The following is a 19,612-nucleotide window of genomic DNA, read 5'->3' on the forward strand; positions in this document are numbered from 1 at the left end:
TTCAGTAACCCTAATTTGTTAATTGTGGAAAAGATAAACTAATATGGTTAATAATTAATGTTCACAATTAATATATTTAGTATAAAAATTTCGTATACTAAGCAGTACATTAAAGCAATCTACATTTGTTCACTTTCCTGCTACTATGATATTGGAGAGGAGGGAGCTAATATGAAGAAACTTACTTTTCCAAATGAGTTAATCCATATTCCCCAAAAATATGAGCATCCAATAAATGAAGCTGGTAAACTGATTGACTTTTATTATGATACTTATGAGTCATTTTCCTATAATGAAAAGAAACAAAAATTACATAAACATGCGGTAGTTTATCTTCCAGCAAATTACAATAAAAATCAAAAATATAATGTATTTTATTTGATGCATGGAGGATGGAGTAATGAAAATACTTATTTGGGCCGTCCAGGACAAGAAAGCGAATTTAAAAATGTGTTAGACAATGCAATAGCTGAAGGAATTATGACGCCAATGATTGTAGTTTGTCCGACTTATAATAACTTAAGTCCGCAAGATAGTAGCGACTATAATTTGGCAGTTCGTTTAGCAAATAATTATCATAATGAATTAACAAATGATTTAATGCCAGCAATTGCAAAAGAATTTAGTACTTTTGCAAAAAGCGATAATCAAACTGATATAAAATTAGCTCGTGACCATCACGCCTTTTGTGGCTTTTCAATGGGTGCAGTGACAACTTGGTTTACTTTTCAATATGCACTAGATTATTTCCGTTATTTCATGCCATCTAGTGGAGCAATTACTGATAATGGAGAGCTGATGGCACAAATGGTAATAAATCAAAATAAAAAATGGAATGATTTCTTTATTTTTGCAGCATCAGGTACAAAGGATTTTGCCTATCCGAGTTTTACTAGACAAATTCAAGCAATGGAAAATCAACCGATGTTTAGATATGCTAACAATGAAGAAGATGGAAACTTATATTATTTAGTTGCGCCTGGTGGCGTCCACGGACGCAAAAACGCATTAGAGGATTTTTATAATGGGATGATTCAATTATGGAAATAACAAAATTTAATCCAAATACAACTGTTCAAGAAGTAAGAGAAGCTTTTGGAAAAGCTGGAAAATTATTATTCCCGGTAAATTTACCAATTTCAGAAAACGATACCTTAAAAAGTATTAGTAATAGTTCAACTTACATGTGGTATTCTGAAATTCAAGTTAACAAAACTGTTGAAATTTTAAACTATTTAAAAACAGAACAAGAAAAGCGACAAATATTTTATCCAATATATTCTAAAGCGGAAAGAAAGGCTAACTCAGAGCTAGAAGATACTGGTATTTATTATTTTAAAGGGAAAAAGGATGCTCCTTTTTCAATTAATAATGCTGGTGGTGGCTTTTATTACGTAGCTGCAATGCACGACAGTTTTCCTCATGCATTGGAACTTAGTAAAAGAGGATTTAATGCTTTTGCCTTAATATATCGTGTAAATGACCCCTATGCAGATTTAGCTCGAGCTTTAGAATTTATTTATGATCATGCAAAAGAGCTAGAAATTAATCGCGAGCATTATTCTCTTTGGGGTGGCTCGGCTGGAGCACGAATGGCAGCAGTTATAGGAAATTTACAATATTTAAGAAGCTATACTGAAAGAACTGATATTCAACAAGCCGATAGTGTAATTATGGAATATACTGGTTATAGTCGTGTTTCAAAATATGATGCTCCAACATTTGTTGCTGTAGGAGACCGTGATGGGATTGCAAATTGGCAAGTTATGCGACAGCGTTTATTTTATTTAAGTGAGTTAGGAATTCCAACTGAGTTTCATGTTTATCCAGGTTTAAGTCATGGATTTGGCTTGGGGACTGGCACAGTGGCAGATGGCTGGATTAATGAGGCAATCCAATTTTGGAAAAACAATATGAAAAAATAAACTAAATTCGAATAAATTATAAAGATAAACTCGCTGATATAATTCAGCTTTAGATTCAGAATGTTTAAAGCTAAGATTATCAGCGAGTTTTTATTGAAAATATACCGGAGAAAACTTGAGAATTTATAGTTTATGAGATAAGTAAGCATTGAAATTTTTCTAGTTTTAGTATACACTTGATATATACAAGTAAGGAGGTACTAAAATGGCTGTAAAAATTAGAAAAGTAGGTAATTCACAAGTTCTAACCGTCCCTAAAAGTATTAGCGTAGCTTCAGGTACAGAATATGAAGTATTTGCTGGCAGAAATGGGGCAATCACATTTCTGCCCATAGAATCTAATCCGTTTCATTCCATTGCAACTTTAAAAAAATATGGAAAGTTTAATGGAGACACAAAAGGATTCATTGATGCGGAAATAGACAATGACGAAATTTAGAGATTACATACCTAATAAACAAGACATAGTATGGATAGATTTTAAGCCAAGTATAGGTCAAGAAATTAGAGGGAGGCATCCAGCTGTTGTACTTAGTACATCTATCTATTCAGAATTAACGGGCCTAGTTTTAGTTACACCCATAACCCATGGTACTAATAATCGATTAAAGGATTTTTTTATTCCACTGACTAACTTGACTTCAGTAGAAGGATATATAAATCCGTTGCAGTTTTATACTTTTTCTTATATCAATCGGCATATTCAATTTTCGGGTGAAATTCTTGACGACAGTACTTTTGCTTTGGTTCAAAGACGAGTAAGAGAAATAGTTGATTAATTTGGTTGAAAATATCGCTTAAAGTAAAAAAGTTGATAATCAATGGTTCAATGAACTGAAGTGCCTCACAATCATTAGATCTATATCTAACAATTATGAGGCACTTCACAACCTTGATTATCAACTTTTTATGTCTTATTCTTCTGTAAGAATTAGCTGTTACAAATTTGGATCCATCTTAAAGGACATTTTAGAAAGTTCGCATCCCTGAGTTAACAAATCATAGAACAATTCAAGTGTGCGTTTATTGTAATGACTAGCAATTTCATGGTTTTGCTCAGTTAAATAATCAATTAATTCTTGACCATCTAGTTTTTCAGCTTTTTCATCAACTTCAGCAATCTTACGACGAGCCCATTCGTTTAGTTCATTTTGATAATCAGTGTCTTGTTCCATAAATTCATCATAGTGACTTTCAACAACTTCAGCTAGTGCCTGGTTAAGCCAATAAGCAGACTTGAGGTCCATCTTTTTTGGAACTTCACGATAAGATTCATCAGTATCATCACTATTAGCAAAGAATGGCACATATGGATTAAAGGCAGGAACACCTAATTCAATCCAGTGAATGCTGGACTTATACTTCTTAGAATTGCGAACTTGTAAGATATGAGACTGTGCGGTTCTTGATAGAGAAATTGCACGGTAAGTCTTGTTTTGAGGACTATTTGACATTGGATCATAGGGTGTTTCATTAAAGTGAGACTTTAATATGTATTGAATATCTTCAAAAGAAATCTTGTATTCAGCTTTGCGGATGAATGGCATTTCATCATCTTCTGGTGTTTGATCTTTAGCAGCTTTAGGGCTTAAATAGCGTTGGGCAAACCAAGTACGAGGAGTGTTATAGTGGTGGTCTTTTTGAGTTTTTGTACCAAATATGTGACGGAAGTCCCAACGATTTTCATCTGGGTTTAATTGGTGTTTTTCAACAAATTCACGAATGCCATCAGCCCACATATAATTATCAGGATCGTTAAAATCAATATCTTCAATTGCCATTTGGTTAGGAGTAACAGCATAACAATCATCAGGAATGCGAACAGCAACCCATTGGTGACCGGTTACAATTTCCATATACCAAATACTATCTTCATCAGAAAATTGAATGCCGTTTCCTTCGGCAGATCCATACTTGGCTACTAATTTTCCAGTATATTCAACCCCTTCACGAGCTGAATGGATAAATGGCAAAATCAAAGTACAAAGTGAATCTTCAGCAAGGCCATTTTTAACATAGGGATCATATGCTAAAACGCGGTCATTTGCATAAACACTTTCAGTAAAAGATGCTGCAACATTCGCTTCATTTATACCATCTTCTTCGTTGGGGCCTGTACTTTGATCAAGATGTGGGGTAGAAGTATAACGCATACCACTTTCTGGCATTGGAACAGTTACCTTATTATAAGGTGAAACATAAGTTTCATGACGCCCCTTTACTGCAGGCTTTACTACAAAGCGCTTAGGCGTAATAGCTTTTACACGGTCTTCATTACGAGCAATAAATGTTGCTCCATCTAATGAAGCCTTTTTACCAACCATAATTGAAGTACAAGCATCAGTATTCTTTTTCATGATAAACCTCCTAGATTATTTATTTTTAACTTTAATGATTAGATGATTTTGTTGGTCTAGTTCTCTAAGATAAATTACTAAACGAGTATATTGATATTTACGAGTTTCTTTGAACTTATTACCAAGCTTTTTTCCTAAATCATAGACATTAGTTTTTCCATCTAAATTATGAAAAACAAAACTTCCATATTTATATAATTCTAAAGTACTTTGTTCAGGAATATTAAAGCGAAGATATTTTCGGAAAAATCGTTGAATGGGGTGGTTATTTTCTTTAACAATCGTAACGATGCCATCTTTTTCAACAAATTCAACAGCGGGATTACGCTGATAAATCATTTTCTTTAACTCTTCATCAGTAATACCTTTTTTATTTTTAAACATTTTTATTCTTTGGCATCCTTTTTATTTTGAGAATCATGAATTCTAAATAATGGCCACATTACACAAATCAGCATGATTACTAAAAGTACCCAAGCCATTTCATTGGATGCAAAGAATCCAGTTAATGTTCTATCTTTCAAAACTCCAAATACATGCAAAAAGATTCCAATCAAACCAAGAATTGAAGCACCAGCAACTAATCCGGATGAAAGACTAATACCACTTGAAACACGGTGGTCACGAGTAGATTTGTCTTTAGTGAGTTTTTCTATAATTAAACGAGCAAGAGCACCAATAAAGATGATTGAAGTAGTTGATGCAGGAAGATAGAATCCTAAAGCAACTGCCATTACTGGAAGTCCAAACATTTCAAAAGTAACCGCAAGAACAAGACCACTAATAATCATGACCCATGGCAATTTATTGGACATAATACCTTGAGTTAATGCAGCGATTAAGTTGGCTTGTGGAAGTGCAAATGGAGGGTTAGAGCCAGTTATTCTAAGTTGTGGTTCAAGTAAAACCATAGTTCCTACTACTACGATTGTACCGATTGTACCAGCGATTAAGTAGTATTTGGACATTTCATTTTTGCTGCCGCCAATAACAAATGAAACTTTTTGGGTTTGCATATAACCACTACCAACAGAAATGGCGGTTACGATAAATACTCCAAAAGTTAGTAGAATTTGAACATGGTCAGTATTTGTCCAACCACAAAGAGCAAATATTAAAGTTAAGATAACCATTGAAGCAATTGTCATCCCGGACACTGGGTTATTTGAAGCACCAATTAAACCAGCCATTCTAGCAGAAACAATTACAAATAGAAATGACAGTAAAATTGAAAGAATTCCACCCAATAACATAATCATTATATTATTGTTTGAAAAGAAGAAAGCTAATATTAAGATTAGGATAATTCCACCTAATAATAGAATTGATGAACCTTTATCGCTATCTTTGCCAGAAGCTGATTTCTTAGCCTTTAAAGTGGCAGAAATTGATTGTTTAATTGCAGGAATAAGTTTAATTGCTCCAATAATTCCGCCTCCAAGCATCATTCCCGCGCCGATATACTTAAGATAAGAACTAATTACAACATCTGCGTTTGCTTGGTTTAATTGAATACTTGCATCATTCCATACATGCCAGCTTGAGCCAGCCATAGCTATAAAGTAAGAAATTAATGGACCAACTGCAAACCGAGCAAACAGCATCCCAGCCATCATAATTAAAGAAACTTTTATTCCAATAATAAAACCAAGACCCAACAGCATTGGATTTACTTCTGTGGACATGGACCATTTATAAAATTTTTTGCTAGAAAAACTGATCGTACTATTAAATAAGCCTAAAAATTGGTTAGTGAAAAGAGTAATTAGTCCACCAATTCCAAATCCCAAGCCCATCATTTTAAGGGATTCACCACCAGCTTCAGAAGCTACAATAGTTTCAGCAATTGCCATTGATTCTGGATACTTCAAGATACCATGTTCAGTAATAATTAAATAATTATAAACAATGTTGGAAACACCAATCGCAAATGCTACTGCAGCTACTCCTACTAAAAAACCGTAGAAAAAGTTGATTTTGCGACCAATTAAAACAATTGCAGGTAAAACATAAATCATTCCACTTGCGATTGATTCACCACCACTTGACATACCTTGAATTAAGTTAACACCAAGAATGCCTTTCTTTTTAGCAAAAACTGCCACTAAACCAGAGCCCAAAATAGCTCCAGGAATTCCGGCTGAAACAGTTAATCCTGCTTTCATGCCGGAGTATGCTGTAGAAGCTGCAAAGATAATGGCTAAAATGGCACCGATAATCATAATAACCGCATTACCGCCGAGTCCATCATGTTTTCCAATATAGGGGTGATATTTTTCACCTGGGACTCCGCCGTACGCTGAATGATCGAGCGTTTTCTTTTTCATATTCATACCTCCTCGTAATAGATTTTATGTAATAACGCTTTCATACTAAATTATATAATTATATGAATATATTAACAAGGGATACAGCGGTAATTATTGTATATGTAGCCAGATTTTCAGAAAATAAAAAACAGTGAAATTAATTCACTGTTTCATCTAATAATACCTAATTGCTTTTTCGCAATGTCGCTCATTTTGTTTGGAGACCACACAGGATACCAAACAAACTCAACATCAACATTTTTAACTTCGGATACTTTACTGACTTCTTCGGTAATTTTCTCAATTAAAAAACTGGTTAAAGGACAAGCAGGAGTAGTGAGAGTCATATTAATTAGGCAGATTCCATCCTCATCTAAGTCAATAGCATAGATGAGTCCTAAATTAACAATATCTATTTGTAATTCTGGGTCAATCACCTGGCAAAGATGGTTGATAATGTCATCTTTGATTGCTTTACTTTCACGCATGGTACTTTTCCTCGCTATGTGTTTTTACCAAAAATTTTTGTTTTAATAGCTTGACCTGTAGGAGTGCCAGCCAAGCCCCCAATTCCTGTTTCTCTAAGGGCAACTGGCATAGATCGACCAACTCTGTTCATTGCTAAGATGCATTCATCAGCTGGAATAACACTTTTACAGCCAGCAAGTGCCATATCTGCTGCAATTAAGGCATTTGTTGCACCAATTGCATTTCTTTTTATGCATGGAACTTCTACTAAGCCTGCTATTGGATCACATACTAAACCTAATAAATTAGAAAGGGCAATAGATAAGGCCTCAGCACATTGCTGAGGAGTACCTCCAGCAGCTTCAACACTAGCAGCAGCTCCCATTGCAGAAGCACTTCCTACTTCTGCTTGACAGCCACCTGACGCTCCAGCGATAACAGCATTGTTGGCTATAATTAACCCAAAACCGCCTGCAGTAAATAAGAAGTTAATTTCTTGTTCTTCAGTCAGATTAAGCCGCTTTTCTAACATAAATAAGATCCCAGGCAAAGTCCCTGATGATCCAGCTGTTGGTGTTGCACAGACTATTCCCATAGAAGCATTGACTTCATTTGTAGCAATGGCATTTTGGACTGCTTGCATCATAATATTGCCAGAGAGGGTCTTATGATTATGGCGATAGTTCTTAATTTTTACTGCTTCTCCACCACTTAATCCAGTTTTTGAAAAAACGCCTTCTCCTTCTTGTCCTTTTTCAACGGCTTTTTTCATCGTAGAAAGATTATATTTCATTTTGTTCCAAACTTTTTCTCGAGAAAGTCCAGAAGTATGGCATTCTTGTTCAATAATTAATTCTGAAATTGGTTTTTGCAATTTTTGGGATGCAGCAATTAGTTCTTTTACGTGATTATACATATTCAAATTCCATTTTTAATAAAGTATAATAATAGATTTAAATTTACTTTTAAGTTCTTTAATTAAATCATTTTGAAGGTAGTTTTTTAAATTATATTCATAAATGTCACTATTTGCTGAATGGTAAGTGTTTTTTTCTACAAAGGGGGCTTTTTCTTTTAAGAACTCATTTAGTGACAAAATTGTATCATCAAGTTTTTTATGATCAATATATATAATCATTGGAAGTAGCCCAGATGACTTAATTTCAATTCCATTGATTATAAGACTTCTGATTTCAATGGCACCACCACCAATTGAGCAACCTGATAATTCAAGCTTTTTTTCATCATCTTTCATATCCAAAACAGCCGTATTAGGGTGATTGATAGGACTATCGCCCTTTTCTTCGACAAAGCGAATATCAACTCCTTGCTTATGAGCAATTTCGGGAGCTTGAGGAACGCGTGGGTCATCTGGCTCAAAGCCTAAAATGCCGGCTGCTATTGCATAATCAGTTCCATGTCCTCGGTGAGTTTGAGCAAAAGAGCCATAATAATGGACAGTGACTTTTTTAGGGACTCCACCAAAAAGTTTATTTCCTTCTCGGCCGATTGCTACCGCACCAGCAGTATGCGAACTTGATGGACCAATCATTACGGGACCAATAATATCAAAAACACTTCTATACTTATTTACCATAATCTCACCTCGTTGTTTATATTTTTATAGTGTGAATACTTATAATTAAACAATAACATTGCTTTTAATTGCTGTAAATAAGAGGATAATTTCAGAAAAATATTTAAGCATTAATCAGCATATAAATATACAAATACTGATTAATGCTTATTTGTTTTTGTACTTTTATTATAAAAATATAATATTTTTAAATAATAATGCTATTCTTATGTTGTAAGAATAGGAGGAGATTTTATGTTTCATTGGATTTTACAACAACCAGACTCTAAAAAATTAGTCCCAAAGAACAAAATAGCAAGTATGTATAAATTACATCAATTGGGAGTATTACTTGCTACATGTATCGGATATATAGGTTATTATATTATTCGACTAGTCTTTACCACTGAACAAACAGACATTATGAAAGTATACAATTTTACCACTGCAGATATTGGGTTAGTCTTATCGTGCTTCGGGATTGGATATGGTATAGCGAAACTTTTGATGGGGACATTAGTTGATAAATGTGATTCTAACCGCTACTTAATGTTAGGACTATTATTATCGGCTATTTTGAATATTTTTCTTGGTAGTACGCGCAATTTATACATTATGATGTTTTTAATGTTTTTGATTGCGATTACTCAAGGAATGGGAGCTGCTGCTTGTCAAAGAATGATACAACTATGGTGGGGAAGACGAATGCGTGGTACCATCTACTCAATTTGGTCTTCAGCTCACAACGCTGGCTCGTTTATTTGTGTGGCTATTGTCCAACTAGCAACATTTTTGTTTGCAGGATCATTACCAGCAGTATTTTACACAGCTTCAGGAGTTTCATTTGTAATTTGTATTTTAATTCTAGTATTTGGTGCTGATCGTCCTCAAGTTGTAGGATTGCCAGACATTTCTACTTATACTGGTGATAAAGTTATTTTGGAAAATGGAAAAGTTTCAACTGCTGATTCTACTAAATTAAGTATTGGACAAGTTTTTGTCAAATATATTTTAAAGAATAAGCTTGTTTGGGCAGTTACTTTGACTTCTATGTCACTATATTTAGTGCGCTATGGTATTCAAAGCTGGATTCCATCATATTTAGTTCAAAATAAAGGCTTTGACCCTAATTTTGCTAAGTGGTTAATTGGTATTTTTGAATTGGCGTCAGTTCCCGGAGTTATCATCATTGGAGCAATTTCGGATGTTTTAAAAGGACGCCGCGGCCTTGTTTCGATTGCTTGTGTAATTGGCATGTTGATTTGTTTAACAATTTACTTTTTTAGTAATAATCACGTATGGATAGTTACTGTGTTACTTATAATGGGAAACTTAATCTATGCTCCGCTGACTTTGGTAGGATTAATGGTAAATGAAGTTGTGCCCAAGTTTGCGGTGGGAGCATCGACTGGTTTTATGGGATTTTTCCAATATATCTTTGGAGAAACAATTGCAACGGCTTTAATCGGGATTTTAGTTAATAAGTTTGGCTGGATTGCTAGTAACACGGTATTATATGTTGCGTCATTATTTGCAATTTTATTTTTAATTTATACTGCTATAAGTGAGAATAAATTGCGTAAAGAAGCAAAAATAAATGAGAAGAAGTAGATATTAATTGTAATTAGAATAAATAGTGGGAACTTAATCAATTGATTAAGTTCTTTTTATATTTACAAATAATTATTTGGATTTAAGACGATATATAGTATTTAAATTCATATTAACTACTATATTTAGTGATTTTTAAAGTATAAGCACAACATCTTGTATAATTCAAGTCGTTACTTTTAATTATTTTAGTGATAAAGTCTGTATGAATAATTAGGTGAATTTAATAAAAGGGAGATAAAAATGGCAACTTTAGAAATTAAAAATCTTCACGTTGAAGTTAAAGATGAAGAAAAAAAGCAAATGAAACAAATCCTTAAAGGTGTGAATATGTCTTTGAAGACTGGTGAAATTCATGCAATTATGGGACCTAATGGAACTGGAAAATCTACTTTATCTGAAACTATTATGGGCAATCCTAACTATCATGTAACTAGTGGCGATATTTTATTAAATGGCGAAAGTATCCTTGATATGCCGGTAGATGAGCGAGCAAGAAAAGGATTATTTTTGGCTATGCAGTATCCAGCAGAAGTTCCTGGGGTAACTAATGCGGAATTTCTTAGAACTGCTATCAATGTTCGCAGACCAAAGGATAATCCAATTCCGATTACTGATTTTTTAAATGAACTTGATAAAAATCTAGACTTATTAGATATGAAAGAAGAAATGACAGAACGATATTTGAATGAGGGCTTTTCTGGTGGTGAAAAAAAGCGGAATGAAATCTTACAGCTATTAATGATTAAGCCAAGTTTTGCCATTTTAGATGAAATTGATTCTGGTCTTGATATTGATGCTTTAAAAGTTGTTTCTCGGGGAGTAAATGCAATGCGAGGCGATAATTTTGGATCTTTGATTATTACTCACTATCAGAGATTGCTTGATTATATTGTTCCAGATGTAGTGCATGTCATGATGGATGGACGAGTAGTCAAAGATGGCGGACCAGAACTTGCAAAAAGACTTGAGAATGAAGGTTATGCAGGCTTGCGAAATGAGCTAGGCTTGAAGGATGTTTATTTGGTAGATGAGGATTAGGAGAACATTATGGTAGATAATGAAAAAGTTGCAGAACTTTTAAATGATAGTCTGCTAAGACAAGAGCCAGATTGGTTAAGACAAAAAAGAATTTCGGCTTATTTTAAAATAAATCAATTAAAGATGCCCAAGATGCAACGCTTTCATTATCAAGATTGGTCATTACTTGAGAATGAAAGTTTAAAAAAGATTGAATCAGATACATCTTTAATTGATAAAAATGAGAATATTGATTTTATTCAGTTTGGTCAGACTCTTGTAAAAAGTACTCTTAATAAACAAGTAAGTGACTTAGGTGTCATACTTTGTGATATGACAACTGCTATTAAGAACCATGCGGAAATTTTAGAGAAATATTTAATGTCGGAAGCTATCGCACCTGATGAAAATCAACTGACTGCTAACCATATGGCTTATTTTAATTCAGGCTTACTTTTATATCTTCCTAAAAATGTAAATTTGAAAAAAACAATTGAGCTCGAATTAATCCAAGATAGTACCCAAAAAATGAACTGGAATCCCCATGTTTTAATAATTGCTGAAAGTGGTTCATCTGTGAAAATTTTGCAGCATTTGAAAACAATCGGTAATGTTGAAAACAAGACTAGTTTAATGATTGAAATTATTGCTCAATCTGAAAGCAAAATTGAATTTTCTTCTTTAGAAGAACTGGGTGAAAATACGAAGCTTTATTTTAGTCGTCGAGCTCAAATAAAAAAAGATGCGCACGTAGAATGGGCAATCAGCTTTATGAATGATTGTGATACAGTAGGAGACATTGACTCTGAATTGATTGGTGAAGGTAGTTATGCCAACTCTCAGGCAATAGCAGTTACTAGTAAAAATCAACGAATGGGAATTAACAATCGTGTGACTAATCGTGGCCCTCATTCTACTGGATTAATTAATCAGCGAGGAGTTCTTCTCGAAAATTCGCGCTTGATTTTTAACGGAATTGGGCAAATCGTTCATGGTGCCCATGGTTCAAAAGCTGATCAGCAAAATCGAGTACTAATGATGTCAGACAATGCTCAAGGGGATGCGAATCCACTTTTATTAATTGATGAAAATGATGTTATTGCTGCTCATGCGGCTAGTGTTGGACCAGTGGATCAGATTCAGATGGATTATTTAATGAGTCGCGGGATTCCTTATGATCAAGCACAACGTTTAGTAATTCGCGGATTTGTAGGAGCGGTTCTTGACGTAATCCCAGATCGCGAAGTCCGGCAAAGAATGATTGATATTTTAGAAAAGAAGCTCATCTATGGACAAAGAAACGCTAAATAAAATTCGGCAGCAGTTTCCAATATTAAAGGAAAAAATCAACGGTAACCAGTTAGTCTATTTTGATGGTGCGTCTACTGCCCAAGTTCCTAATTTTGTTAGTGAAAAAGTTGAGCATTTTAATAAAACTAAACGAGCTAATGTTCATCGAAGTGTTAATACTTTGAGTTATTTTGCAACCGATGAATATGAAAAAGCTCGTCGAAAAGTACAAAAGTTCATTAATGCTAAAAGAAGCAGTGAGATCATTTTCACAGCAGGCTGTACAGATAGTTTGAACTTGGTTGCACAAAGTTATGGTGAAGAAGCTATAGAAGCTGGTGATGAAATCGTAGTCAGTATTATGGAGCATCACAGCAATTTAATTCCTTGGCAGCAATTAGCAATTAAAAAACATGCAATTTTAAAATTCATTGAAATTAATAAAGATGGCAAACTTGACTTGGAAGATGCGATACAAAAAATTACAGATAAAACAAAAATTGTAGCAATAGCTCATGCTAGCAATGTCTTAGGAGTTGTTAACGCTATTCCAACGCTCACCGCTTTAGCTCATAAACATGGTGCAGCTGTTATAGTTGATGGAGCTCAAGCTGCAGGACACATTCCAATTGATGTTCAAAAACTGGATGCTGATTTTTATGCTTTTTCAGGGCATAAAATGTTTGCCCCGGATGGTATTGGAGTTTTATATGGTAAGAAAGAATTTTTAGAAAAGATGCCCCCGGTTAAATTTGGTGGGGAAATGATTACAACTGTAACTCGTAAAAGTAGTATCTGGGCTCCCCTTCCGCAAAAGTTTGAAGCGGGAACTCCCAACATTTCAGGTGCAATTGGATTAGGTAGAGCAATTGATTTTATTAATAAAATCGACTTCAAAAACATTCAAGAACATGAAGAAGAATTAGTTAAGTTTCTTTTGCCTAAACTTGAAAAAATTAATGGTCTAGAAATTTACGGTCCAAAAAATTATAACGAGCATACAGGTGTAATTACTTTTAATTTAAAAAATGTTCACCCGCATGATTTAGCCACTGCACTTGATTTAGCAGGAATCGAGATTAGAGCTGGTCATCACTGTGCAATGCCATTAATGGAAGAACTAGGAGTAGAATCAAGTGCTCGTGTCAGCTTATCAATTTTTAATTCTAAAAAAGAATGTGATTACCTAGTAAAAACTATAAAAGAAGCAAAGGAGTTTTTTGAAAATGCCATTAAATAAAAAAATGCGCATAATTTACAGGCAGGTAATCCTTGAACAGGCTGCTAATCCGAAAAATAGGGGTAGAATAGAAGATTTTGATCATGAAACAACAGTCTATAATCCTAGTTGTGGTGATAAAATTCATTTAACTATGAAGATTTCAAATAATAAAATTGAAAAAATATTGTTTGAAGGCAGTGGCTGCACGATTAGTCAGGCATCAGCAAGTTTAATGACTAGTCTTATAACTGGGAAAAGTATTGATGAGGCTGTAAAAATTTCTAAAATGTTTTCGGATTTGGCAATCGGTAAAAAATATCCCGAAGAAGAAATTAAGAAGCTTGGGGATGCTCAGGTTTTAATTAGTATTATGGAATTTCCCGCTAGAATTAAATGTGCAACGCTTGCTTGGTGGGGGCTTGACCAGATGCTATTTGGCAGAAGTGAAGGAGAAAATAATGACTAAAGTTGAAGAAATTGTAAAAGATGAAGAATATGAGTACGGTTTTCACGATGATGTAAAACCTAAGTATTCTACAGGACGCGGTTTAAGTAAAGCAATTATTCAAAAAATTTCAGCTGAAAAGCATGAACCTAAATGGATGCTGGATTATCGGCTTAAAGCCTATGAAATTTATAAAAAGTTGCCAATGCCAAAATTTGGTCCAGACTTATCAGATCTTAATCTAGATGATATGCTGTATTATCAAAAAATGACTGATAAAAAATATCGTGATTGGGAAGATGTTCCTGAAAGTATCAAGCTAACTTTTGAAAAATTAGGCGTACCTCAAGCAGAACGCAAATACTTAGCTGGTTCAGCTGCTCAATATGAATCAGAGATGGTTTACCGCAATATGAAAGAAGAATTTGATAAGCAAGGAATCATCTTTACTGATACAGATACAGCACTTCAAAAATACCCAGAAATTTTTAAGAAGTATTTTGGCAAATTAGTCAAACCTGATTCAAATAAATTTGCGGCTTTAAATTGTGCGGTTTGGTCAGGAGGAACCTTTATTTATGTACCTAAAGACGTACAATGTAAAACACCTCTCCAAGCATATTTTAGGTTGAATGCTGAAAACTCAGGTCAATTTGAAAGAACTTTAATTATTGTGGAACCGGGAGCTCATTTAGACTATGTTGAAGGCTGTACTGCTCCGCAATACTCATCAGATAGTTTACATGCAGCAGTAGTTGAAGTTAATGTGATGGACAATGCTTATTGCCGCTATACAACAATTCAAAATTGGTCCGATAATGTTTATAGTCTTGAAACTAAGCGTGCTGCAGCAGCTAAACATGCAACAATGGAATGGGTCGATGGTAATTTAGGTGCCAAAGTAACCATGAAGTATCCAAGTGTTTACTTAAATGGAGAAGGAGCTCGCGGAACCATGCTGTCAATTGCAGTAGCTCACAAAGGAATTCACCAGGATTCTGGTTCACGGATGCTTCATAATGCCCCTAACACTTCAAGTTCAATTGTTTCAAAATCAATAGCTAAAGATGGAGGTTCAACTGATTGTCGCGGAAGTGTAAAATTTGGCAAAAATTCATCCGGTTCAAAATCTCACGTTGAGTGCGATACCATCATTATGGATGATGAGTCTTCTTCAGATACAATTCCTACTAATTCTATTGAAAATTCTAATGTAGCAATGGAGCATGAAGCTACTGTTTCAAAGGTTTCAGATGAGGAACTATATTATTTAAAAAGTCGTGGAATACCAGAGCGAAAGGCTACAGAAATGATTATCATGGGATTTGTAGAGCCATTTACTAAACAACTGCCAATGGAATATGCAGTGGAACTTAATCGCTTAATTAGTTTTCAAATGGAAGGAGCAATTGGATAAGAAATTTGCAACAGAATATGTAAGAAATGCATCTTTTAGGAGAAAATAATGAAACAATATCATTTATTTAAGTATGCTAATGAAAAATCTTTAGCCGAAATCAATAGTTCAATCAAGGTTCCTAAGCATGAAAACTTTTTTAAGATGCTTTTAGCATATTTGGGACCTGGAGCTTTAGTAGCGGTTGGGTATATGGATCCAGGCAACTGGGCAACTTCAATCAATGGTGGTCAAAGTTTCCAATATTTGTTGATTTCAACAATTCTGATTTCAAGTCTTATGGCAATGCTCTTACAGAACTTATCTGCTAAACTTGGCATAGTTACTCAAATGGATTTGTCTCAGGCAATTCGTCTACATACGGATAAATACTTAAGCGTGATTTTATGGGTTATTGCCGAATTAGCAATTATGGCAACTGATGTAGCAGAGGTTATTGGAGCGGCAGTTGCATTGAATTTGTTATTTCATATACCTTTGATTTGGGCAACTTTTATTACAGTTTTAGATGTTTTGTTGCTTTTATTTATGAGTAAGATTGGTTTTAGAAAAATCGAGATTTTGATTTCTTGCTTAATTTTAGTTATTCTATTTGTATTTACATATGAAGTGGTATTGGCTAATCCTAATTGGAACGAAATTACCTGCGGATTTTTTCCTTCTTCAAAAATGATGGCAAAATCACCAGTGATTGGTGGAATTTCTCCTTTATCGGGAAGCTTAGGAATAATTGGAGCGACTGTGATGCCCCATAACTTTTATTTGCATTCAGGAATCTGTCAAGTCAGAAAGGTAGATTATTCAAATAAAGAAAATATTAGAGAAGCCGTTCGTTTCACTGAATGGGATTCAAATATCCAGCTAACAATTGCATTTATTATTAACTCACTATTATTGATTATGGGAGCAGCGGTGTTTAAAAGTGGCAGTGTAGAAGATAGCTCTTTCTTTGGGTTATATGATGCGCTTAGCAATACGGCTGTTTTAAATAGTCCTTTATTAATACAGGTAGCAAAAACCGGTGCCTTATCTGTCTTATTTGCAGTTGCACTTCTTGCTTCTGGTCAAAACTCTACTATTACAGGTACCTTAACTGGTCAGCTAGTAAATGGAAGGTTTTATTCACTTGAAGATGCCCCTTTGGGCAAGAAGATTGGTAACGCGTTTAATTTCAATTATCCCTGTCTTAGTGTGTGTAAGTTTAACAGCTAATGACTCTATAATAGTTCAGCATTCTGCTATCAATATGTTGATGGAAAATTCGCAAGTATTTCTTGCTTTTGCTGTTCCATTTACCATCATTCCTTTGCTTATTTTGACAGATAATCATGAATTGATGGGAGAATTTGCTAATAGTCGACTTATTTCAGTAATTGGTTGGACAAGTTCATTAATTTTAGTATTTTTAAATTTATATAATTTGCCAGCAACTTTTATAAGTTTAAAATTAGCAACTCCTGAACTTGCTAAAACTATAGCCTATCTAATTATAATGGTGATTTTGGGCTTACTTGTTTGGACATGTGTAGAAATGCTGGAAATTAATTTCAAAAAAATTAACCATCGCTTAAAAAGAAGTATAAGAATATTGCAATAGGGCAAGCAGGAGAAAAAAATGAATGAAATCGAAAAAGAAGTTATGAAGGCTCTAGAAAAGGTGATAGATCCAGAATTAGGAGTTGATATAGTAAACTTGGGTTTGATTTATGGGATTAAAGTTGATGAAGAAGGAATATGTAATATAAAAATGACTCTCACTATTATGGGATGTCCTCTTAGCGAATTTTTAAATAATGAAATAACTAAACAAGCTGAGAAAATAGCAGGAGTTAAAAGTTGTAAAATAAAGTTAGTATGGTATCCTGCTTGGGATGCATCTAAGATGAGCCGAGCTGCAAGAATCGCCTTAGGAGTTCATCTTTAAGAAGATTGATATTTAAATTTTTTGTATATAAATAAGCATCAATTGAACATAAATTGATGCTTATTTTATTTGTATTTTAATTTTATATATTAAAGTCCGAAAGCAAGTTTATATGCGCCAATCCCAATAATTGCACCTAATATTGGTGCCACAACCGGAACCCAACTATATCCCCAATTTGAGTCACCTTTATTAGGAATAGGCAAAATAGCATGGACTAGTCTAGGACCTAAATCTCGAGCTGGATTTAATGCAGGACCAGTAGGCCCTCCTCCTGCCATGACTAAGGCAGTAATCACTAATCCAATTCCAATGTTTGCAATATCGATGGACTGTTTAAAAAACATCCCTCGATAAAGTCCCATAGCAATAAATCCTAAGATAGCTGTGTCGATTAATTCACTAATAAAGCCGTTCCACTTACTACCCATAGTATCTCCAGTAGAGAAACAAGCTAATATTTCACTTTCACTATTAGGAGTGTTTTTAAAATAAATCCAATATATCGCAACAACTAACAGTTGTCCAAAAATCGCTCCTAGCATTTGTGCAATTATATATTGAACTACATGAGACCAAGGGAAAATTCCACAACTTGCTTCTCCAAGTGTAATAGCGGGATTAATGTGATTCCCTGAAATTGAACCAAATAACATTGCAGGGAGCATTACACCAAAGCCAAACCCCCATGCAATAAAACTCCAACCACCATTTGATTGACCATCTTCACCATTAGCAGTTGTTCCGTTGAGAAATGAATTAGATACAGCACCATTACCTAACATTACTAAAATAGCAGTTCCAAAGAATTCAGCAATATACCTAGACATCCATGTCCCAGACATAATAAGACCTCCTTTTAACCAAATATTATTTACCTTAGACTTATTTTATATTCAAATTAAGCGCTTACACAAATTTTGAAAGGTTATAAAAATAAATTGTTATAATAAGCATTTCTCTTAGTTATACTGAACTTAAAGGCTACTTAGACTAAGTGTTTAAAATATTAATGATTATAAATTGTTAATATTTTTGTGATTGTTATACAACTTATAACTAATTTTCATAATAGCTAAACTTCTTTATATGTAAGCGTTTGCTTAAATTTTCAAAAAAACTTTAAAAATAACACAAATTTGTCAATTATGTTGAAATGCACAAAAATAATAAGCGTTGAGAGCAAAACAGATGAGTTGTTTTTTGAAAGGACAAAATATTATGAGTTTCAACACTTATGAAAATGTTTTATTAGATGAAGTTGAAGATGGAATTGCTGTTTTGACAATTAACAGACCTAAGGCATTAAATGCTTTAAATCTAGCTACTTTGCAAGACATTGGTGATGCATTGCGCGAAGTTAAATCAAGAGAAGATATTCGCGTAGTTATCATTACAGGGGCAGGTGCTAAAGCATTCGTTGCTGGTGCCGATATTAAAGAAATGCAAAATGACAACGTGACAGAAGCTTTGAAGCTTTCAAAACTTGCCCACTCATCATTTGGTGAAATTGAACACTTACCACAATTTGTAATCGCTGCAGTTAATGGTTATGCCTTGGGTGGTGGCTGTGAACTCGCATGTTCATGTGATATGAGAATTGGGGCAACCAGTGCTAAAGTAGGACAACCAGAAACTGGCTTAGGCATTATTCCTGGTTTTGGTGGTACCCAACGCTTAACTCGTGTTGTAGGACGTGGTAAAGCTAAAGAACTAATTGCAACTTGCGATATGATTGACGCTAAAGAAGCCTATAGAATTGGATTATTTGATGAAATTGCTGAACCAGAAGAACTTATGAATAAAGCAATTGAAATTGCTCACAAGATTATGAAGAATGCTCCATTATCTGTTGCTCGTGCAAAATATTCAGTTGATCGTGGTGCGGATTTGCCACTTGATGTTGCAATTGATATTGAAAGTCAAATTTGGGCAGAAATGTTTGATACCAAGGATCAAAAAGAAGGTATGGCAGGCTTTGTTGAAAAGCGTCCAAAGCACTTTGTTGGTAAATAATAAGTCTAGATTGAATAAATTATATTAGTTAA

19 protein-coding genes and 1 pseudogene are annotated in these 19,612 nt (G+C 34.2%); 13 read left to right on the forward strand and 7 right to left on the reverse strand.

Features of this window, described 5'->3' with window-relative positions; translation table 11 throughout:
* Positions 1-171 precede the first annotated feature (171 nt).
* The 4 genes from FOD82_RS09060 (at position 172) to FOD82_RS09075 (ending at position 2,704) form a co-directional block, all read left to right on the forward strand.
* The gene (locus tag FOD82_RS09060; RefSeq protein WP_186277750.1) at positions 172-1,050 is read left to right on the forward strand and encodes an alpha/beta hydrolase-fold protein; all 879 of its coding nucleotides are present in this window, start codon (positions 172-174) and stop codon (positions 1,048-1,050) included.
* Positions 1,041-1,925, forward strand: a complete 885-nt coding sequence (locus FOD82_RS09065; protein ID WP_144356149.1) for an alpha/beta hydrolase — start codon at positions 1,041-1,043, stop codon at positions 1,923-1,925. Before FOD82_RS09060 ends, FOD82_RS09065 begins: the two co-directional genes overlap by 10 nt.
* A gap of 205 nt (positions 1,926-2,130) precedes the next feature.
* Positions 2,131-2,364, forward strand: a complete 234-nt coding sequence (locus FOD82_RS09070; protein ID WP_144356150.1) for an antitoxin of toxin-antitoxin stability system — start codon at positions 2,131-2,133, stop codon at positions 2,362-2,364.
* Complete coding sequence (locus FOD82_RS09075) at positions 2,351-2,704, forward strand: type II toxin-antitoxin system PemK/MazF family toxin (protein WP_144356151.1); 354 nt, start codon at positions 2,351-2,353, stop codon at positions 2,702-2,704. The genes FOD82_RS09070 and FOD82_RS09075 overlap by 14 nt, the downstream gene beginning before the upstream one ends.
* Positions 2,705-2,863: 159 nt before the next feature.
* Here FOD82_RS09075 and FOD82_RS09080 read toward each other — a convergent pair whose 3' ends face one another.
* The 6 genes from FOD82_RS09080 to sdaAB all read right to left on the reverse strand — a co-directional run bounded on the left by FOD82_RS09080 (position 2,864) and on the right by sdaAB (position 8,656).
* Positions 2,864-4,282 (reverse strand): C69 family dipeptidase, encoded by a 1,419-nt coding sequence (locus FOD82_RS09080; protein WP_144356152.1) that lies wholly within the window; start codon positions 4,280-4,282, stop codon positions 2,864-2,866.
* A gap of 15 nt (positions 4,283-4,297) precedes the next feature.
* On the reverse strand, positions 4,298-4,666 hold the full coding sequence (locus FOD82_RS09085; RefSeq protein WP_144356153.1) for a PqqD family peptide modification chaperone: 369 nt from the start codon (positions 4,664-4,666) through the stop codon (positions 4,298-4,300).
* 2 nt (positions 4,667-4,668) lie between these two features.
* The gene (locus FOD82_RS09090; RefSeq protein ID WP_144356154.1) at positions 4,669-6,609 is read right to left on the reverse strand and encodes an oligopeptide transporter, OPT family; all 1,941 of its coding nucleotides are present in this window, start codon (positions 6,607-6,609) and stop codon (positions 4,669-4,671) included.
* Between the two features lie 152 nt (positions 6,610-6,761).
* Positions 6,762-7,079 carry a metal-sulfur cluster assembly factor gene (locus FOD82_RS09095; protein WP_144356155.1) on the reverse strand — a complete coding sequence of 106 codons (318 nt, stop codon included), beginning with the start codon at positions 7,077-7,079 and terminating at the stop codon, positions 6,762-6,764.
* Between the two features lie 14 nt (positions 7,080-7,093).
* Positions 7,094-7,975, reverse strand: a complete 882-nt coding sequence (gene sdaAA / locus FOD82_RS09100; protein WP_144356156.1) for an L-serine ammonia-lyase, iron-sulfur-dependent, subunit alpha — start codon at positions 7,973-7,975, stop codon at positions 7,094-7,096.
* Between the two features lie 15 nt (positions 7,976-7,990).
* Positions 7,991-8,656: an L-serine ammonia-lyase, iron-sulfur-dependent subunit beta gene (gene sdaAB, locus FOD82_RS09105; protein WP_144356157.1), complete on the reverse strand. Its 666-nt coding sequence runs from the start codon at positions 8,654-8,656 to the stop codon at positions 7,991-7,993.
* 234 nt (positions 8,657-8,890) lie between these two features.
* On the opposite strand from sdaAB, the gene FOD82_RS09110 reads away from it, so the two are divergent.
* From FOD82_RS09110 to FOD82_RS09145, 8 genes and pseudogenes are all read left to right on the forward strand, one after another.
* Positions 8,891-10,246, forward strand: coding sequence for an MFS transporter (locus FOD82_RS09110; RefSeq protein WP_144356158.1), 1,356 nt, complete (start codon positions 8,891-8,893; stop codon positions 10,244-10,246).
* A gap of 243 nt (positions 10,247-10,489) precedes the next feature.
* Positions 10,490-11,287, forward strand: a complete 798-nt coding sequence (gene sufC, locus FOD82_RS09115) for a Fe-S cluster assembly ATPase SufC (protein WP_144356159.1) — start codon at positions 10,490-10,492, stop codon at positions 11,285-11,287.
* Between the two features lie 9 nt (positions 11,288-11,296).
* Positions 11,297-12,577 carry a Fe-S cluster assembly protein SufD gene (gene sufD, locus FOD82_RS09120; RefSeq protein ID WP_144356160.1) on the forward strand — a complete coding sequence of 427 codons (1,281 nt, stop codon included), beginning with the start codon at positions 11,297-11,299 and terminating at the stop codon, positions 12,575-12,577.
* Entirely contained in the window at positions 12,555-13,796 is a 1,242-nt protein-coding gene (locus FOD82_RS09125) for a SufS family cysteine desulfurase (protein WP_144356161.1), read from the forward strand. Before sufD ends, FOD82_RS09125 begins: the two co-directional genes overlap by 23 nt.
* Positions 13,783-14,244: a Fe-S cluster assembly sulfur transfer protein SufU gene (gene sufU / locus FOD82_RS09130; protein ID WP_144356162.1), complete on the forward strand. Its 462-nt coding sequence runs from the start codon at positions 13,783-13,785 to the stop codon at positions 14,242-14,244. The genes FOD82_RS09125 and sufU overlap by 14 nt, the downstream gene beginning before the upstream one ends.
* A complete protein-coding gene (sufB, locus tag FOD82_RS09135; protein ID WP_144356163.1) occupies positions 14,237-15,640 on the forward strand; it encodes a Fe-S cluster assembly protein SufB in 1,404 nt (467 codons plus the stop codon). Before sufU ends, sufB begins: the two co-directional genes overlap by 8 nt.
* Before the next feature lie 48 nt (positions 15,641-15,688).
* Positions 15,689-17,237: pseudogene (locus FOD82_RS09140) on the forward strand (Nramp family divalent metal transporter).
* An 18-nt stretch (positions 17,238-17,255) separates the two neighbouring features.
* Positions 17,256-17,564, forward strand: a complete 309-nt coding sequence (locus FOD82_RS09145) for a metal-sulfur cluster assembly factor (RefSeq protein WP_144356164.1) — start codon at positions 17,256-17,258, stop codon at positions 17,562-17,564.
* A gap of 89 nt (positions 17,565-17,653) precedes the next feature.
* On the opposite strand, the gene FOD82_RS09150 is transcribed toward FOD82_RS09145, so the two are convergent.
* A complete protein-coding gene (locus FOD82_RS09150; protein ID WP_144356165.1) occupies positions 17,654-18,409 on the reverse strand; it encodes an MIP/aquaporin family protein in 756 nt (251 codons plus the stop codon).
* 376 nt (positions 18,410-18,785) lie between these two features.
* Between FOD82_RS09150 and FOD82_RS09155 the strand changes: the two genes are divergently transcribed.
* Positions 18,786-19,580 (forward strand): enoyl-CoA hydratase-related protein, encoded by a 795-nt coding sequence (locus FOD82_RS09155; RefSeq protein ID WP_144356166.1) that lies wholly within the window; start codon positions 18,786-18,788, stop codon positions 19,578-19,580.
* Positions 19,581-19,612 lie beyond the last annotated feature (32 nt).

It is taken from the genome of Lactobacillus sp. LL6 (assembly GCF_007570935.1).
Lineage (GTDB): Bacteria > Bacillota > Bacilli > Lactobacillales > Lactobacillaceae > Lactobacillus.

What these genes read in the sequence shown, in the direction of transcription:
- sufD (WP_144356160.1), top strand. Translation starts at nt 11,297, where the DNA reads ATGGTAGATAATGAAAAAGTTGCAGAACTTTTAAATGATAGTCTGCTA.
- FOD82_RS09110 (WP_144356158.1), top strand. Translation starts at nt 8,891, where the DNA reads ATGTTTCATTGGATTTTACAACAACCAGACTCTAAAAAATTAGTCCCA.
- FOD82_RS09145 (WP_144356164.1), top strand. Translation starts at nt 17,256, where the DNA reads ATGAATGAAATCGAAAAAGAAGTTATGAAGGCTCTAGAAAAGGTGATA.
- sufC (WP_144356159.1), top strand. Translation starts at nt 10,490, where the DNA reads ATGGCAACTTTAGAAATTAAAAATCTTCACGTTGAAGTTAAAGATGAA.
- FOD82_RS09065 (WP_144356149.1), top strand. Translation starts at nt 1,041, where the DNA reads ATGGAAATAACAAAATTTAATCCAAATACAACTGTTCAAGAAGTAAGA.
- FOD82_RS09090 (WP_144356154.1), bottom strand. Translation starts at nt 6,609, where the DNA reads ATGAAAAAGAAAACGCTCGATCATTCAGCGTACGGCGGAGTCCCAGGT.
- FOD82_RS09125 (WP_144356161.1), top strand. Translation starts at nt 12,555, where the DNA reads ATGGACAAAGAAACGCTAAATAAAATTCGGCAGCAGTTTCCAATATTA.
- FOD82_RS09150 (WP_144356165.1), bottom strand. Translation starts at nt 18,409, where the DNA reads ATGTCTGGGACATGGATGTCTAGGTATATTGCTGAATTCTTTGGAACT.
- FOD82_RS09155 (WP_144356166.1), top strand. Translation starts at nt 18,786, where the DNA reads ATGAGTTTCAACACTTATGAAAATGTTTTATTAGATGAAGTTGAAGAT.
- sufU (WP_144356162.1), top strand. Translation starts at nt 13,783, where the DNA reads ATGCCATTAAATAAAAAAATGCGCATAATTTACAGGCAGGTAATCCTT.
- sdaAA (WP_144356156.1), bottom strand. Translation starts at nt 7,975, where the DNA reads ATGTATAATCACGTAAAAGAACTAATTGCTGCATCCCAAAAATTGCAA.
- FOD82_RS09095 (WP_144356155.1), bottom strand. Translation starts at nt 7,079, where the DNA reads ATGCGTGAAAGTAAAGCAATCAAAGATGACATTATCAACCATCTTTGC.
- FOD82_RS09070 (WP_144356150.1), top strand. Translation starts at nt 2,131, where the DNA reads ATGGCTGTAAAAATTAGAAAAGTAGGTAATTCACAAGTTCTAACCGTC.
- FOD82_RS09080 (WP_144356152.1), bottom strand. Translation starts at nt 4,282, where the DNA reads ATGAAAAAGAATACTGATGCTTGTACTTCAATTATGGTTGGTAAAAAG.
- FOD82_RS09085 (WP_144356153.1), bottom strand. Translation starts at nt 4,666, where the DNA reads ATGTTTAAAAATAAAAAAGGTATTACTGATGAAGAGTTAAAGAAAATG.
- FOD82_RS09075 (WP_144356151.1), top strand. Translation starts at nt 2,351, where the DNA reads ATGACGAAATTTAGAGATTACATACCTAATAAACAAGACATAGTATGG.
- sufB (WP_144356163.1), top strand. Translation starts at nt 14,237, where the DNA reads ATGACTAAAGTTGAAGAAATTGTAAAAGATGAAGAATATGAGTACGGT.
- sdaAB (WP_144356157.1), bottom strand. Translation starts at nt 8,656, where the DNA reads ATGGTAAATAAGTATAGAAGTGTTTTTGATATTATTGGTCCCGTAATG.
- FOD82_RS09060 (WP_186277750.1), top strand. Translation starts at nt 172, where the DNA reads ATGAAGAAACTTACTTTTCCAAATGAGTTAATCCATATTCCCCAAAAA.